The sequence below is a fragment of the Vagococcus vulneris genome, assembly GCF_003950515.1.
Classification (GTDB): Bacteria; Bacillota; Bacilli; order Lactobacillales; family Vagococcaceae; genus Vagococcus; species Vagococcus vulneris.
The window spans coordinates 1-13,887 of sequence record NZ_NGJS01000014.1 but is presented as its reverse complement, the minus strand read 5'-3'; the positions used below and the strand labels follow the sequence as shown (position 1 = coordinate 13,887).

Annotated in this window: 13 protein-coding genes and 1 pseudogene; all 14 read left to right on the top strand. The window is 35.4% G+C overall.

The genetic code is table 11. The features are described 5' to 3' along the window. The first annotated feature begins 6 nt into the window (after window positions 1-6). Window positions 7-975 (top strand): phospho-N-acetylmuramoyl-pentapeptide-transferase, encoded by a 969-nt coding sequence (gene mraY / locus CBF37_RS09045; RefSeq protein ID WP_125984426.1) that lies wholly within the window; start codon window positions 7-9, stop codon window positions 973-975. 24 nt (window positions 976-999) lie between these two features. After that, window positions 1,000-2,376, top strand: coding sequence for a UDP-N-acetylmuramoyl-L-alanine--D-glutamate ligase (gene murD / locus CBF37_RS09040; protein WP_125984425.1), 1,377 nt, complete (start codon window positions 1,000-1,002; stop codon window positions 2,374-2,376). Further along, window positions 2,373-3,467, top strand: coding sequence for an undecaprenyldiphospho-muramoylpentapeptide beta-N-acetylglucosaminyltransferase (gene murG / locus CBF37_RS09035; protein ID WP_125984424.1), 1,095 nt, complete (start codon window positions 2,373-2,375; stop codon window positions 3,465-3,467). Before murD ends, murG begins: the two co-directional genes overlap by 4 nt. Window positions 3,468-3,469: 2 nt before the next feature. Beyond that, window positions 3,470-4,384, top strand: a complete 915-nt coding sequence (locus CBF37_RS09030) for a cell division protein FtsQ/DivIB (protein WP_125984423.1) — start codon at window positions 3,470-3,472, stop codon at window positions 4,382-4,384. Between the two features lie 118 nt (window positions 4,385-4,502). After that, window positions 4,503-5,649 (top strand): annotated as a pseudogene (ftsA, locus tag CBF37_RS09025) (cell division protein FtsA); the annotation flags it as partial. Continuing rightward, window positions 5,640-5,828 (top strand): cell division protein FtsA C-terminal domain-containing protein, encoded by a 189-nt coding sequence (locus CBF37_RS11975; protein ID WP_420824172.1) that lies wholly within the window; start codon window positions 5,640-5,642, stop codon window positions 5,826-5,828. The pseudogene ftsA and the gene CBF37_RS11975, both read left to right, overlap by 10 nt. Window positions 5,829-5,852: 24 nt before the next feature. After that, entirely contained in the window at window positions 5,853-7,121 is a 1,269-nt protein-coding gene (gene ftsZ / locus CBF37_RS09020) for a cell division protein FtsZ (RefSeq protein ID WP_125984421.1), read from the top strand. Between the two features lie 12 nt (window positions 7,122-7,133). Next, a complete protein-coding gene (locus CBF37_RS09015; protein WP_125984420.1) occupies window positions 7,134-7,814 on the top strand; it encodes a YggS family pyridoxal phosphate-dependent enzyme in 681 nt (226 codons plus the stop codon). Window positions 7,815-7,833: 19 nt separating this feature from the next. After that, on the top strand, window positions 7,834-8,418 hold the full coding sequence (locus CBF37_RS11785) for a cell division protein SepF (protein ID WP_240626696.1): 585 nt from the start codon (window positions 7,834-7,836) through the stop codon (window positions 8,416-8,418). 15 nt (window positions 8,419-8,433) lie between these two features. Further along, the gene (locus CBF37_RS09005) at window positions 8,434-8,733 is read left to right on the top strand and encodes a YggT family protein (protein ID WP_240626695.1); all 300 of its coding nucleotides are present in this window, start codon (window positions 8,434-8,436) and stop codon (window positions 8,731-8,733) included. A gap of 18 nt (window positions 8,734-8,751) precedes the next feature. Further along, window positions 8,752-9,534: a YlmH family RNA-binding protein gene (locus CBF37_RS09000; RefSeq protein WP_125984419.1), complete on the top strand. Its 783-nt coding sequence runs from the start codon at window positions 8,752-8,754 to the stop codon at window positions 9,532-9,534. A gap of 15 nt (window positions 9,535-9,549) precedes the next feature. Then, complete coding sequence (locus CBF37_RS08995) at window positions 9,550-10,365, top strand: DivIVA domain-containing protein (protein WP_125984418.1); 816 nt, start codon at window positions 9,550-9,552, stop codon at window positions 10,363-10,365. 259 nt (window positions 10,366-10,624) lie between these two features. Continuing rightward, window positions 10,625-13,408 carry an isoleucine--tRNA ligase gene (ileS, locus tag CBF37_RS08990; RefSeq protein ID WP_125984417.1) on the top strand — a complete coding sequence of 928 codons (2,784 nt, stop codon included), beginning with the start codon at window positions 10,625-10,627 and terminating at the stop codon, window positions 13,406-13,408. Window positions 13,409-13,492: 84 nt separating this feature from the next. After that, a partial coding sequence (locus CBF37_RS08985) for a helix-turn-helix domain-containing protein (RefSeq protein ID WP_133306820.1) occupies window positions 13,493-13,887 on the top strand: 395 nt, incomplete at its 3' end.

The following is a 13,887-nucleotide window of genomic DNA, read 5'->3' as shown; positions in this document are numbered from 1 at the left end:
ATTATTATGTTAGTCAGTGAATCTTTAATCCCCCTCTCGCTTGGTTTCGCTTTTGTTTTAATGGTGATGCCGCTGTTTATTGGTTTTTTTAAAGCAAAAAAAATGGGTCAGGCAATTCGCGAGGAAGGTCCGCAAGCCCATTTAGCCAAAACAGGTACACCTACAATGGGAGGGGTCGTTTTTCTAGGAAGTACAATCTTAGCTTCGATTATTGTTGGGGTTTGGCAAAATGAATTAACTGCATCATTTTGGGTTATTTTGTTTATTTTAGTATTATACGGTGCTCTAGGATTTCTAGATGATTTCTTAAAGATATTTTTAAAAAGAAATATGGGGTTAAATTCAAAGCAGAAGCTAGTAGGACAAATTATCGGCGGAATTATCGTTTACTTTACCTTAAAGTTAAATGGTATCAGTAACGGTTTATATGTACCTTTTATTGGTGAGATACCGTTGGGTATTTTTTATGCCGTCTTAGTTGTTTTTTGGCTTGTCGGCTTTTCAAATGCGGTTAATTTAACTGATGGAATAGATGGATTAGTATCTGGGTTAGGAGCTATTTCATTTTTTGCTTATGCTTATATAGCTTATATGCAAAATCAGCACGATATTATGATTATCTGTTTAACTACAGTCGGTGCATTAATAGGATTCTTTATTTATAATAAAAAACCTGCCAAAATTTTTATGGGTGATGTCGGCTCTTTAGCATTAGGCGGTATGTTAGCAACTATTTCAATATTATTAGACCAAGCATGGACATTGTTATTGATTGGTTTAGTATATGTCATTGAAACGGCTAGTGTTATGTTACAAGTTGGTTCATTTAAATTAAGAAAGAAACGAATTTTCAAAATGTCGCCAATCCATCATCATTTTGAATTAAGCGGTTGGTCAGAATGGAAAATAGATATTGTTTTTTGGATAGTAGGATTAATTATGGCCGGTCTGACGATGGTTATTTTATATTACTAATACAAATAAGGGAGTCTTGAAGAAATGAGAGCATCAACAAAGTATGAAAATAAAAAAGTCCTAGTTTTAGGTTTGGCCAAAAGTGGAGTAGCGGCAGCTAGATTGTTACACAGTCTAGGTGCCTTTGTTACAGTTAACGATGGTAAACGTATTGAAGAAAATCCGGAAGCTCAAGAGTTGTTAGCATTAGGTATGACAGTTATAACTGGTAGCCATCCGATAGAACTACTTGACGAAGGATTTTCACTAATCGTTAAAAACCCAGGAATTCCATACAGTAATCCTATTCTCGAGAAAGCAGTAAAACGCAATATTCCGATAATTACAGAAGTCGAGTTAGCTTATCAAGTATCTGATGCACCATTAATTGGTATAACAGGCACTAATGGAAAGACAACGACAACAACGATGATTGCAAATATTTTAAATTATCACCGTCTTAAAGGTAAAGCACTACTTGCCGGTAATATTGGTTTTCCTGCAAGTGATGTAGCAACTAGAGCAACAAAAGATGATGTCATGGTTACCGAGTTGTCGAGCTTCCAATTAATGGGTGTGGAAGAGTTTAAACCTCAAATAGCAGTTATTACCAATCTGTTTGAAGCTCATATAGATTATCACGGGACACGAACTGCTTATGTTGCAGCTAAATGGAGTATTCAAAAGAATATGACAGCCGCAGAGACGATTATTTTGAATTTTAATCAAGAGGAAGTGCGTGAATTGTCCCTTAAGACGTCAGCTAGGGTTGTCCCTTTTTGTACGAACGGGTTGACAAAAGAGGGTGCGTATCTTGATTCAGGAAAGTTGTACTATCGTGATGAGTACATTATGGAAGCTGACGAAGTGGGTGTTCCAGGTATGCATAATATTGAAAATGCCTTAACAGCAATTGCTGTGACTAAACAGCTTAACACAAGTAATCAATCAATTCGAGCAGCATTGATACATTTTTCCGGTGTAAAATACCGCACAGAATATATTGGTATTTATGATGGCAGAAAAGTGTACAATGATTCAAAAGCGACGAACATGTTGGCGACTGAGAAAGCTTTAAGTGGTTTTGATAAGTCTAAACTAGTATTAATAGCAGGCGGTTTAGACAGAGGTAATAGTTTTGATGACTTACTCCCTCATTTGAAAGGAATCAAAGCGGTCGTTTTAACAGGTGAGACAAAAAAAATGCTCGAAAAAACTTGTAAAGAAGCTGGTATCAAAACTATTAGTATTGTTGAAGATATGAAGGAAGCAGTCAACCAGGCAATGAAATTAAGTATTGAGGGAGATAGTGTCTTATTGTCTCCTGCCTGTGCAAGTTGGGATCAGTATCGTACATTTGAAGAGCGCGGAGATTTATTTGTCGAAGAGGTAAAAAAATATGTAGGCGGGTCTGATAAATGAGAATATTAGTTTCTGGAGGTGGTACCGGAGGACATATCTATCCGGCAGTATCACTAGTCAAACACATTAGAAAAAATAATCCAAATGTAGAATTTATGTATGTTGGGACAGATACAGGTCTAGAAAGCAGTATTGTTCCTAAAGAAAATATTTCTTTTGCGGCAATAGAAATTCAAGGGTTTAAGCGCTCGTTATCATTGGATAATCTTAAAACAGTTTACTTATTTTTGAAAAGTGTTCGTCAATCAAAAAAAATTATTAAGGATTTTAAGCCGGACGTAGTTATTGGTACCGGTGGTTATGTTTGTGGTTCAGTTGTGTATGCAGCACATCGATTAGGTGTACCGACTATCATTCATGAACAAAATAGTGTTGCTGGTATGACTAATAAATTTTTAGCGCGTTATGTTGATAAAATTGCAATTTGTTTTACTGATGTTGCTAAGGATTTTCCAGCAGATAAAACTGTACTTATTGGTAATCCGCGTGCACAAGAGGTCGCCGGAATAGCTCCATCTGATGTGTTGGAAAATTACGATCTTAAATCAGATAAACCGACTGTTTTAATTTTTGGTGGCAGCCGCGGTGCTTTGACAATTAATGAAGCTATGTTGGAAAGTTTATCGAATTTTAAGGAAAAACCGTATCAAGTACTATATGCCTCTGGACGCATTTATTACCCTGATATTGAAAAGGTTTGGGATAATGCTCAAAGTAACAACGTAAAAGTAGTACCTTATATTGACGATATGGAACATGTTCTTGCAAACATTGATTTAGTTGTAGGACGCGCAGGAGCAACGTCAATGGCAGAAATTACCTCATTAGGGTTGCCATCTATACTCATCCCTAGCCCAAATGTTACAAACGATCATCAAACCAAAAATGCGCAAAGTTTAGTGGATAAAGGAGCTGCAATTATGTTGGCTGATAAAGATACATCTGAGGTCAAACTGATTGAAGAAATAGACAAGGTCATGTTAAATGATAGTTTAAGAATAGAAATGTCGCAAGCGTCAGCATCGGAAGGGATACAGGATGCGACAGACAGATTTTATGAGTTAGTACAGTCTTTGGTTAAGGAGGATTAACATTGGCAAAAAACAAAAAGATTAGTGAACAATTTCCGAATACAAAAAATGAAGTTGCTGATGTTAAAGAAACAAAAACATTAAAAGATAATGATAGTAAGAAACAAAAAAAAGATAAGAACCATCCTCAAAAAAAAATAAATCGAAAATTAACCTGGTTTTTAGGGATACTCACAGTGGCAGTTTTTATTAATCTTTATTTTATTTCCCCGATAAGTAAAGTTCAAAAAGTAATTTTTTCTGGACAAAAAAACAGTACTGAAGAAGAACTCTTGAAAAATTCGAAAATTAAAATCGGTACATCAATATGGACTCAGTATTTTGAAAAAACTGATCTAGAAAAAGACATGTTAAAAAATGATAAACGTATTAAAACAGCAAGTATTTCTTTGGCAGGTATTGATAGATTAAAAGTAACTGTTTCTGAGTATCTAACTATTGGCTATTTTAAACAGAATAATCAATTTTATGAGGTATTGTCAGATGGTAATGTGATTGACCAGCCGGCTAAACAAAAAGATAGTCAGTTGCCGATTTTTATTAATTTTAAAAAGGACAAAGTACTTAAGGAATTCACTGCTGCTTATAATCAATTTGATAAGAAAACTCAATTAAAGATTCAACAAGTAGAAACGATAGGAAATAAAAAAAATCCGTATAAAGTAAAAATGAAATTAAAAGACGGCAATGAAATTATAGGTCTGTCGAATACTTTAGCAAGCAAGATGCCGTTTTATGAGAAAATTGCTAAAGAAATGAAAGAAAAAGGTGTCATAGATATGGAAGCAGGAGCTAGTGGTATTTATTCATATCCTTATAAAAAGACAGAGGACACCGCAAGTAATTCTACAACATCTGGTCAAATTGAAGGTCAGTCTCAAGGTCAAGATTCTGTAAATAATCAAAATGGTCAATAAAAATAAAAGAAATAAAGGAATATTCTTTATTTCATACCTTATTTTATGATAGAATGATGTGTGATATTATGCAATAATAGAGGAAGACTCTGTTAGAAAATAGGAGGGAACACCTTTCATGGCAAAAACAGGAATACATGTGAGTCTTGATATCGGTACGACAAGTGTAAAGGTTGTTGTTGCTGAATACATAGAAAATCAAATTAATATTATCGGTGTAGGAAATGCAAAATCAAAAGGATTAGACAGAGGAATTGTCATTGATATTGATAAGGCTGTTCAATCTATCCAAAGAGCAATAAAACAAGCAGAAGAAAAATCTGGAGTTCAGATCAGAAGTGTCAGTGTCGGTATTCCAGCTAATCTACTTGAAGTAGAAAAGTGTGAGGGAATGATTGCGGTTAATTCAGAGTCGCAAGAAATCACTTCAAATGATGTGAAAAACGTTGCAGCTGCAGCCGTTGTTCGTTCGACTCCGCCTGAACGACAAGTAATTACGTTAATTCCCCAAGAATTTAAAGTAGACGGTTTTGAAGGAATTAAAGATCCACGTGGGATGATCGGCGTTAGATTAGATATGAAAGGTTTATTATTCACAGGACCTAAGACGATTGTTCACAATATTCGTAAGTGTGTGGAAAAAGCTGGATTATCAATTGAGGAAATGGTTATCACACCTTTAGCATTGGCTGACTCAATTTTGTCAGATGGTGAAAAAGACTTTGGTACGATTATTATCGATATGGGCGGTGGACAAACAACAACTTCAGTTATGTATGAACGTGAATTAAAATTTTCTCACGTAGAGCAAGAAGGTGGCGAGTTTGTTACTAAGGATATTTCAGTTGTGCTGAACACATCCTTAAATAATGCCGAGGCTTTAAAAATTAATTATGGTTATGCATATCCAGAAAAAGCTTCATCAAGTGAAGAATTCCCTGTAGATGTGATTGGACAGAATGAACCAGTAAAAATAGATGAAAGATATTTGTCAGAAATTATTGAGGCACGTGTCGAACAGATTTTTAGTAAATCTAAATTTGTTTTAGATAATATTGATGGCTTAAATTTACCTGGTGGAGTTATTTTAACAGGTGGTGCAGCCAGTTTACCAGGTGTTGTTGAATTAGCTGCAGATATTTTTGGAACAAATGTTAAATTATATGTTCCAAACCATATGGGGTTGCGTAATCCAGTATTTGCTAATGCAATCGCAATAGTTGAATATGTGACGCATCTTGACGAAGTTTACCACGTGACTAAATTAGCTATTTATGGAAATAAGCCGGCTAAAAAAAATCGCGAGATTGTTGAACTACCTAAAGTGGAGCAAGAACCTATTCAACCACAACAAGAACCAGTTAATGAAATTGAACCAGAAGAAACAGAAAAAGAAGGCTTTGGCGGGAAAATAAAAGGTTTCTTATCAAATATCTTCGACTAATATCAATGTAGGAGGAACTACGTAATGGAATTTTCTTTAGATAACACAGTAAATACCGGCGCTGTCATTAAAGTGATTGGTGTCGGCGGTGCTGGCGGTAATGCTGTTAATCGTATGATTGATGAGGGTGTTAAAGGTGTTGAATTTATCGTAGCTAATACAGATGTTCAAGCCTTACAACACTCAAAAGCTGAAACAGTTATTCAATTAGGTCCAAAATTTACAAAAGGTTTAGGTGCGGGCTCCTTACCGGATATTGGTGAGAAAGCAGCTAACGAAAGTGAAGACCAAATTGCTGAAGCGCTAAAAGGTGCTGATTTAGTATTTATAACTGCTGGAATGGGTGGCGGTACAGGTACTGGTGCAGCACCAATCGTAGCAGGTATCGCTAAAGAACAAGGTGCTTTAACGGTGGGTGTTATTACGCGTCCATTTAGTTTTGAAGGTCCTAAAAGAAGTCGCTTTGCATCAGAAGGTATCTCAGAACTAAAAGATAATGTGGACACGCTTGTTATTATCTCTAATAATCGCTTGTTGGAAATAGTTGATAAAAAGACACCAATGTTAGAAGCCTTTCGTGAGGCGGATAACGTTTTACGTCAAGGTGTTCAAGGTATTTCAGACTTAATTACATCTCCTGGTTATGTTAACTTGGACTTTGCTGATGTGAAGACAGTTATGGAAAATCAAGGTACTGCTTTAATGGGTATCGGTGTAGCTAACGGTGAAGACCGTGTAATTGAAGCAACACGTAAAGCTATAGCTTCACCATTACTAGAAACATCAATTGAAGGCGCAGAACAAGTCTTATTAAATATTACTGGTGGTCTAGATATGACTTTATTTGAAGCGCAAGATGCTTCAGAAATCGTGGGTAGTGCAACTGGTGGCGATGTGAATATTATTTTAGGAACGTCAGTTAATGAACAATTAGGCGATGAAATCATCGTAACAGTTATTGCAACAGGTATTGATCCAGGCAAAAAAGAACGTTTCAGTTCTCAACGTCCAATGACCAACACACCTCAACAAACAATGAATCAAAATACTGGACGTACAAATATTACTGAACCATTAGACCAAAATGTTCCGCAACAGCAATCTGCTGCAAATGAAACAAGTGCATTTGGTGATTGGGATATTCGTCGTGAAATTCCAACAAGAAACGTTGTTGATGATTCACAAATTGAATCGATTGAGAAAAAAGATTTTGAAGCTTTTTCTCCAGAAACTGATTCAGCTGACGAAGGTGATGAATTAAGTACACCGCCGTTTTTCCGTAGAAAAAGATAAGAGTATCAGCTAATGGATAAAAATGTAGAGTTGCGGGTTCATAAAATTGAGAAGTCAATTAGTGATGTTTGTTGCGCAAGTTCTAGAAATCCTGAGGATGTTACGTTAATTTGTGTCAGTAAGTCAGTCGGCATTGAGACAACTGAAGAGGTTGTGTTGTCCGGTATTACTAACTTTGCTGAGAACAGAATTGAACCTTTTCTGGAAAAAAAAGCTTACTTTAAGAACCGTACAGATTTGGTTTGGCATTTTATCGGTAATTTACAACGAAGAAAAGTGAAAAATGTCATTAATGAAGTAGATTATTTTCATGCATTGGATTCTTTACGATTGGCTGAAGAGATTCAAAAAAGAGCAAATCATACGATTAAGTGTTTTTTACAAATTAACGTATCCGGTGAGGAGTCAAAGCGTGGAATAAAGCCTAATGAAGCAGTGCAGTTTTTAAAAGACGTGCAGCCTCTGGTAAATATTAAAGTAGTAGGTTTGATGACGATGGCTCCTATTGATGCGGTTGTTCCTGAACTTCATCATTATTTCTCTGAACTTAGAGATTTACGAGACAGCATTCAAAAAAGGGAAATGAGTCATGCTCCTTGCACAGAATTGAGTATGGGTATGTCCCAAGATTATAAAATAGCTGTTGAAGAGGGCAGTACTTTCGTCAGAATAGGCACAGCTTTTTTTAACTGATAGGAATGAGGTGGATTATATGAACAAATTCAAGAAGAATTTTACTGAATTTTTTGGTCTGGATAGTTATGATGATCATAATGAAAATACAGAAAATGACGACTATGAAGATGAAGTATCATCTGTTGACTCAGTTGTTTCTGATGATTTGGCTGAACGCTCGATTTATGAGTCAGAAATTGATTCGGTACCACCGTATTTTGATGAGACGATTCAAAATACTCATACATCAATTAAATCGGAACCAGTTAATGAAAAGAAAGTTGTTGCGATGAATTCTTATCAACCACCTTTGGAACGAAATAAAAGAGTAGAAAATAAAAGACTATCAAAAAAGGTAAGCGTGTTTGAACCAAGTAATTATATCGAGTGTCGAACGATTGCACAGGCATTATTCAGAAAAGAAGTAGTTATACTAACATTTGCTTCGATGGAGGAGTATCAGGCACGGCGTGTTGTTGATTTTTTGACGGGGACTGTTTATGCGTTAGATGGTGATATACAGCGCATTGGTGAGGAGATTTTTTTATGTACTCCAGAAAATGTTGAGGTGACATCAACTATCGCGCAAAGTTTGGTAAAAACACACTTAGGTGGATATTAAGGATGTGCTGTTAATTTGATAGGATTACTGGTGATTTTAGGTAAGCTTGTAGTATTAATTATTAAAGCTGCGGAGATTTATTCGTTTGTGTTGGTTGCCTATGCACTTATGTCATGGTTTCCAGGTGCTTATGATACAAAAATTGGGCAGTTTATTATTAACATTTCTAATCCGTATTTAAATTTATTCAGTCGATTAAAATTAAATGTTGGGATGATTGATTTCACGATACTAGTGGCGATTCTTGCTTTGAATTTATCGACTCAAGCATTACAATTGATTTATAACAAATTAGTTACTATTTTATTATATTAAAAGAAAGGGTGTGAGTTTTTGCTAGCTAATGTGTATCAACATTTTCGCAAGGACGAGCACCCTTTTATTAATAGTGTGCTTGACTGGATGAAGCAAGTAGAGGAACAGTATGCACCTTATGTAACGGATTTTTTAGATCCGCGACAGATGTATATCGTTGAATCACTAGTTGGCAAAAATACGGATATTAAATTATCATTTTATGGTGGGTACTTGAATTCTGAAAGGTGCTGTGCAGTTTTGTATCCTGATTATTATTCAGTTTTACAAGATGATTACGGCATTGAACTGGTTGAAATAAAATACCCACAAAAATTTGCTGATATATCTCATGGAAAAGTATTAGGGACAATTTTAAGTACAGGTATTGAAAGAGAGTGTATTGGTGATATTATCACGGATGGTTCTATGTGGCAAGTTTTATTAAAAAAATCGATTGCAAATTTTGTTTGTCAGCAAGTCATAAAAATCGGTAATGTTGGGGTTAGGTTGCTTATCAAAGACTTATCTGATATTATCATACCTACAGAAGATTGGAACGATGAAAGTTTGACCATAAGTTCGTTAAGAATTGATAATATTATTTCATCAGTATATAATGTATCTAGACAGCGTTCTAAAAAGATGATAGAATCCGGAAAAGTCAAGTTGAATTGGCGTCCAATTGAACGTCCAGATATTGTATTGGACTACAACGATATTATCTCGGTACGTGGTTTTGGACGGATTCAATTGAGAGAATTAGAAGGTAAAACGAAAAAAGAAAAAATTCGTTTATCAATTAGATGTTTAAGAAAGTAATAGTGGGGTGGAGAAATGGGTTTAAAACCAATCGATATTACAAATAAAAGTTTTTCTTCAAAATTTAAAGGTTATGACCGTGATGAAGTAGATGATTTTTTAGATCAATTAGCAGTTGATTTTGAAAAATTAATTCAAGAAAATCGTGATTTAGACAAAGAGGTTAAGCAAGTTACCGAGAAATTAAGTTACTTCAGTGAATTAAAAGATTCATTGAATCAATCAATTATAGTCGCACAAGATACTGCCGATAAATTAAAAGAAAATGCGACAAAAGAATCAGATTTAGCAGTACAGCAGGCACAGGCACAAGCTGAAGATATTTTAGCACATGCTAATAAAATGTCTGATGAATTAATTACTGCAGCAACAAACAAAGCCAACGCTATTTTAACAGATTCAAGTGAACGTGCACGTGAATTAGCTGTTGAAACAGACGATTTAAAGAAAAAAACACGTGTTTTCCATAGAAATCTTTCGGTTTTATTAGAATCACAATTACAAATTGTTCAAAGCGACGAATGGGATGAACTATTGAAACCATTTGGTGCATATGTGGATAATACTCACCAAGCATTTAAGGAAGTTTTAGATGCTGTCGAGTTGTCTGATGGCACTAAAAAACCAGGTTCAAGTGTTGCAATCGAAGTTAAGCCTAATTTTACTAATGGTCCTAGCGAATCAGATGAAAATTCTGAAACTAAGGCTGTACCTAAGCAAGCTCCAAAACCAAAAACACAGTCGCAAACATCAGCGGGAAAAAATGGTGAAACACGAGGCAATAAGAAGCCTCAAGGACGTTCAGAACGTTCTTCTCGTGGTCGAGTTTAAAAGACGAAACAGAAAAGATGTTGTAATTCTTTACAGAGAGCCGTCAATGGTGAAAAGCGGCAAGACACTTACAGCATAAAGATCCTTCGTTATTTATGAAAAATTGAAATCAGTAGGTTTTTCCGGTTAAATACCGTTATCATGAGAGAGAAAACTGTTTATTTCTACAGTTAAACTTGGGTGGTAACACGAAGACTTCGTCCCTTATATAGGGAGAAGTCTTTTTTTATATTTATGAAGAGAAGAAAAGGAGTTTATTATGAAAACAAAAGAAACATTGCATTTAGGTAAAACTAAATTTCCGATGCGCGGTAATCTACCGGTTAAAGAAGTTGAGTGGCAAAAAGAGTGGGAAGAAAATAGGATTTATGAAAAAAGACAAGAATTAAACGAAGGCAAGCCAACCTTTGTACTACATGATGGGCCTCCTTATGCAAATGGTAATATTCATTTGGGACATGCCTTAAATAAAATTAGTAAGGATATCATTGTTCGTTTTAAGTCAATGTCAGGCTTCCGTTCACCTTACGTACCGGGTTGGGACACTCACGGCTTGCCTATTGAGCAGGTTTTGTCAAATAAAGGCATTAAACGTAAGGAAATGAGTCGTGCCGATTATTTAGAAAAGTGTAAAGAATATGCTTTAAGTCAAGTTGATAAGCAGCGTGAAGATTTTAAAAGATTAGGTGTTGCCGGTGAGTGGAACAATCCTTATATAACGTTAACACCGGATTATGAAGCTGCTCAAATCAGAGTATTCGGTAAAATGGCTGAGAAAGGTTATATTTATAAAGGGTTAAAACCGATTTACTGGTCACCATCAAGTGAATCGTCTTTAGCAGAAGCTGAAATCGAATATAAAGATGTTAAATCGCCATCTATTTTTGTTGCTTTCCCTGTCAATGATGGTATGGGAGTCTTGGATAATGATACGAGTTTTGTCATTTGGACAACTACACCATGGACTTTACCAGCAAATACTGGTATTTCAGCTAATCCTGACTTTGAATATGTTTTAGTTGATGCAGACGGAAAAAAATATGTGTTGGCAAAAGAATTATTAAAAACAGTTGCTGAGACAATCGGGTGGACTAATCCAGAAATTATCAAGACATTTAAAGGTACAGAGCTAGAGAATATGACTGCTCGCCATCCATTCTATGATAGAGATTCGCGTGTTGTTTTAGGAGATCACGTTACATTAGATGCTGGTACTGGTTTGGTTCATACAGCCCCTGGACATGGTGAAGACGATTATATAGTTGGGAAAAAATATAATTTAGAGGTATTATCACCTGTTGATGGTCGAGGCTGCTTGACTGATGAAGCACCAGGTTTTGAAGGGATCTTCTATGATAAAGCAAACCCTATGGTGACGGATTTATTAGAAGAAAAAGGTTTGTTGTTAAAACTTGATTTCTTCACACATAGTTATCCACATGATTGGCGTACAAAAAAACCAGTTATTTATAGAGCAACACCACAATGGTTTGCATCTATTGATTTGTTTAGAGAAGATATATTATCTGAAGTTGAAAGAGTTGACTGGATTATTCCATGGGGTAAGACTCGTTTATATAACATGATTCGTGATCGCGGTGATTGGGTTATTTCACGTCAGCGGCAATGGGGAGTACCATTACCGATTTTTTATGCAGAAAATGGAGAGGCTGTTCTGACAAGTGAAGTAACTGAACATATTGCCGATTTATTTGCAGAACATGGCTCTAAAATTTGGTTTGAATGGGAAGCTAAGGATTTATTACCAGATGGATTTACACACGTAGGTAGTCCAAATGGTGAGTTCACTAAGGAAACAGATATTATGGATGTTTGGTTTGATTCTGGTTCATCACATGAAGCAGTATTAAAAGGGAGAGATTATTTAACGTTTCCAGCTGATTTATATTTAGAAGGATCTGATCAATATCGTGGCTGGTTTAACTCTAGTATCACAACAAGTGTTGCAATTAATGGTGTAGCACCATATAAAGCTGTCCTTTCACAAGGATTCACACTTGATCCTCAAGGAAGAAAACAAAGTAAATCTTTAGGCAATACAATTGAACCTAATAAAGTCATTAATCAAATGGGTGCTGATATTTTACGTCTTTGGGTTGCTAGTGTAGATTATGAATCAGATGTTCGTGTTGACATGAATACATTGAAACAAATTTCAGAAGTTTACCGTAAAATAAGAAATACAATGCGCTTCTTATTAGCAAACACATCTGATTTTGATACAGTGGCTAATCGAGTTGCCTATGCTGATTTAAGGTCAGTTGATAAGTACATGATGGTCCGATTAAATCAAGAAATAAAGGCTATCAGAGATGGCTATGAAAAATATTCATTCTCAACTGTGTATAAAGAGTTAGTTAATTTCTGTACATCTGATTTATCTGCATTTTACTTAGATTTTGCGAAGGATGTTGTTTATATTGAAGCAGAAGATAATTATAATCGTCGCTGCATGCAAACAGTATTTTATGATATCTTAGTTGCTTTAACAAAATTGATGACGCCGATTTTACCACATACAGCAGAAGAAATTTGGTCTTATCTACAAGAAGAAGAAGAGTATGTCCAATTATCTGAGTTGCCAGGATATGAATCATATGCTGATGAAGCTGATATTTTAGATATGTGGAATGAGTTTATGTCTTTCAGAGACAAAGTACTTAAAGCTTTAGAAGTTTCACGTACAGATAAGTTAATTGGAAAATCTTTTGAAGCAAAAGTGACTATTTATCCGTCAGAACCGCTAGGTACATTGTTAAAATCACTGAATGCCAATTTAGAGCAGATTTTAATTGTTTCTCAATTTGAAATGAAACCTGCTAGTGTCGATGCTCCGAATGAAGCAATGACATTCGATGATGTATCAATAGTAGTTGAAAAAGCATCAGGTGAAACATGTCAACGTTGTCGAGCGATTAAAGAAGACGTAGGAAGTCATGAAGAATTTCCAACGTTATGTCATCGCTGTGCTACTATTGTTGAAAAATATTATCCTGAAGCTGTTAAAGAAGGCTTAGAATAAATAAAAAAAGAGTTGCCGATTTAATTTTTGAAGCGACCCCCAAAAGTTAGACCAAAAATCTAACTTTTAGAGGTCGCTATTTTTATGGCAAAATATAATTTAGAATTTAAAATAAAAATTGTTCAAAAATACCTTGATGGAGAAGGAGGATACGCATATCTAACCAAAAAGTATGGAGTCGGTAGTGAATCACAGCTAATAAATTGGGTTAACGCCTATAAAGAATTTGGTGACGAAGGACTCTTTCGAAAGAGGCAAAATCAAAAATACTCTGTTCAATTCAAGTTAGATGCGATAGAGTTACATCAAACGAGTGAAATGTCCTATCGCGAGGTGGCTAATGTCTTAGGCGTCAATAATTCTCCGATGATTGCTACTTGGGTGCGCAAGTTTCGTGATGATGGTATTGAGGGACTTTCAAACCCGAAAGGACGTCCGTCTAATATGGCTAAGAAAAATAAAGTGGTAAAGAAAAAAAT

What these genes read in the sequence shown, in the direction of transcription:
- mraY (WP_125984426.1), top strand. Translation starts at nt 7, where the DNA reads ATGTTAGTCAGTGAATCTTTAATCCCCCTCTCGCTTGGTTTCGCTTTT.
- murD (WP_125984425.1), top strand. Translation starts at nt 1,000, where the DNA reads ATGAGAGCATCAACAAAGTATGAAAATAAAAAAGTCCTAGTTTTAGGT.
- murG (WP_125984424.1), top strand. Translation starts at nt 2,373, where the DNA reads ATGAGAATATTAGTTTCTGGAGGTGGTACCGGAGGACATATCTATCCG.
- ftsZ (WP_125984421.1), top strand. Translation starts at nt 5,853, where the DNA reads ATGGAATTTTCTTTAGATAACACAGTAAATACCGGCGCTGTCATTAAA.
- CBF37_RS09015 (WP_125984420.1), top strand. Translation starts at nt 7,134, where the DNA reads ATGGATAAAAATGTAGAGTTGCGGGTTCATAAAATTGAGAAGTCAATT.
- CBF37_RS11785 (WP_240626696.1), top strand. Translation starts at nt 7,834, where the DNA reads ATGAACAAATTCAAGAAGAATTTTACTGAATTTTTTGGTCTGGATAGT.
- CBF37_RS08995 (WP_125984418.1), top strand. Translation starts at nt 9,550, where the DNA reads ATGGGTTTAAAACCAATCGATATTACAAATAAAAGTTTTTCTTCAAAA.
- ileS (WP_125984417.1), top strand. Translation starts at nt 10,625, where the DNA reads ATGAAAACAAAAGAAACATTGCATTTAGGTAAAACTAAATTTCCGATG.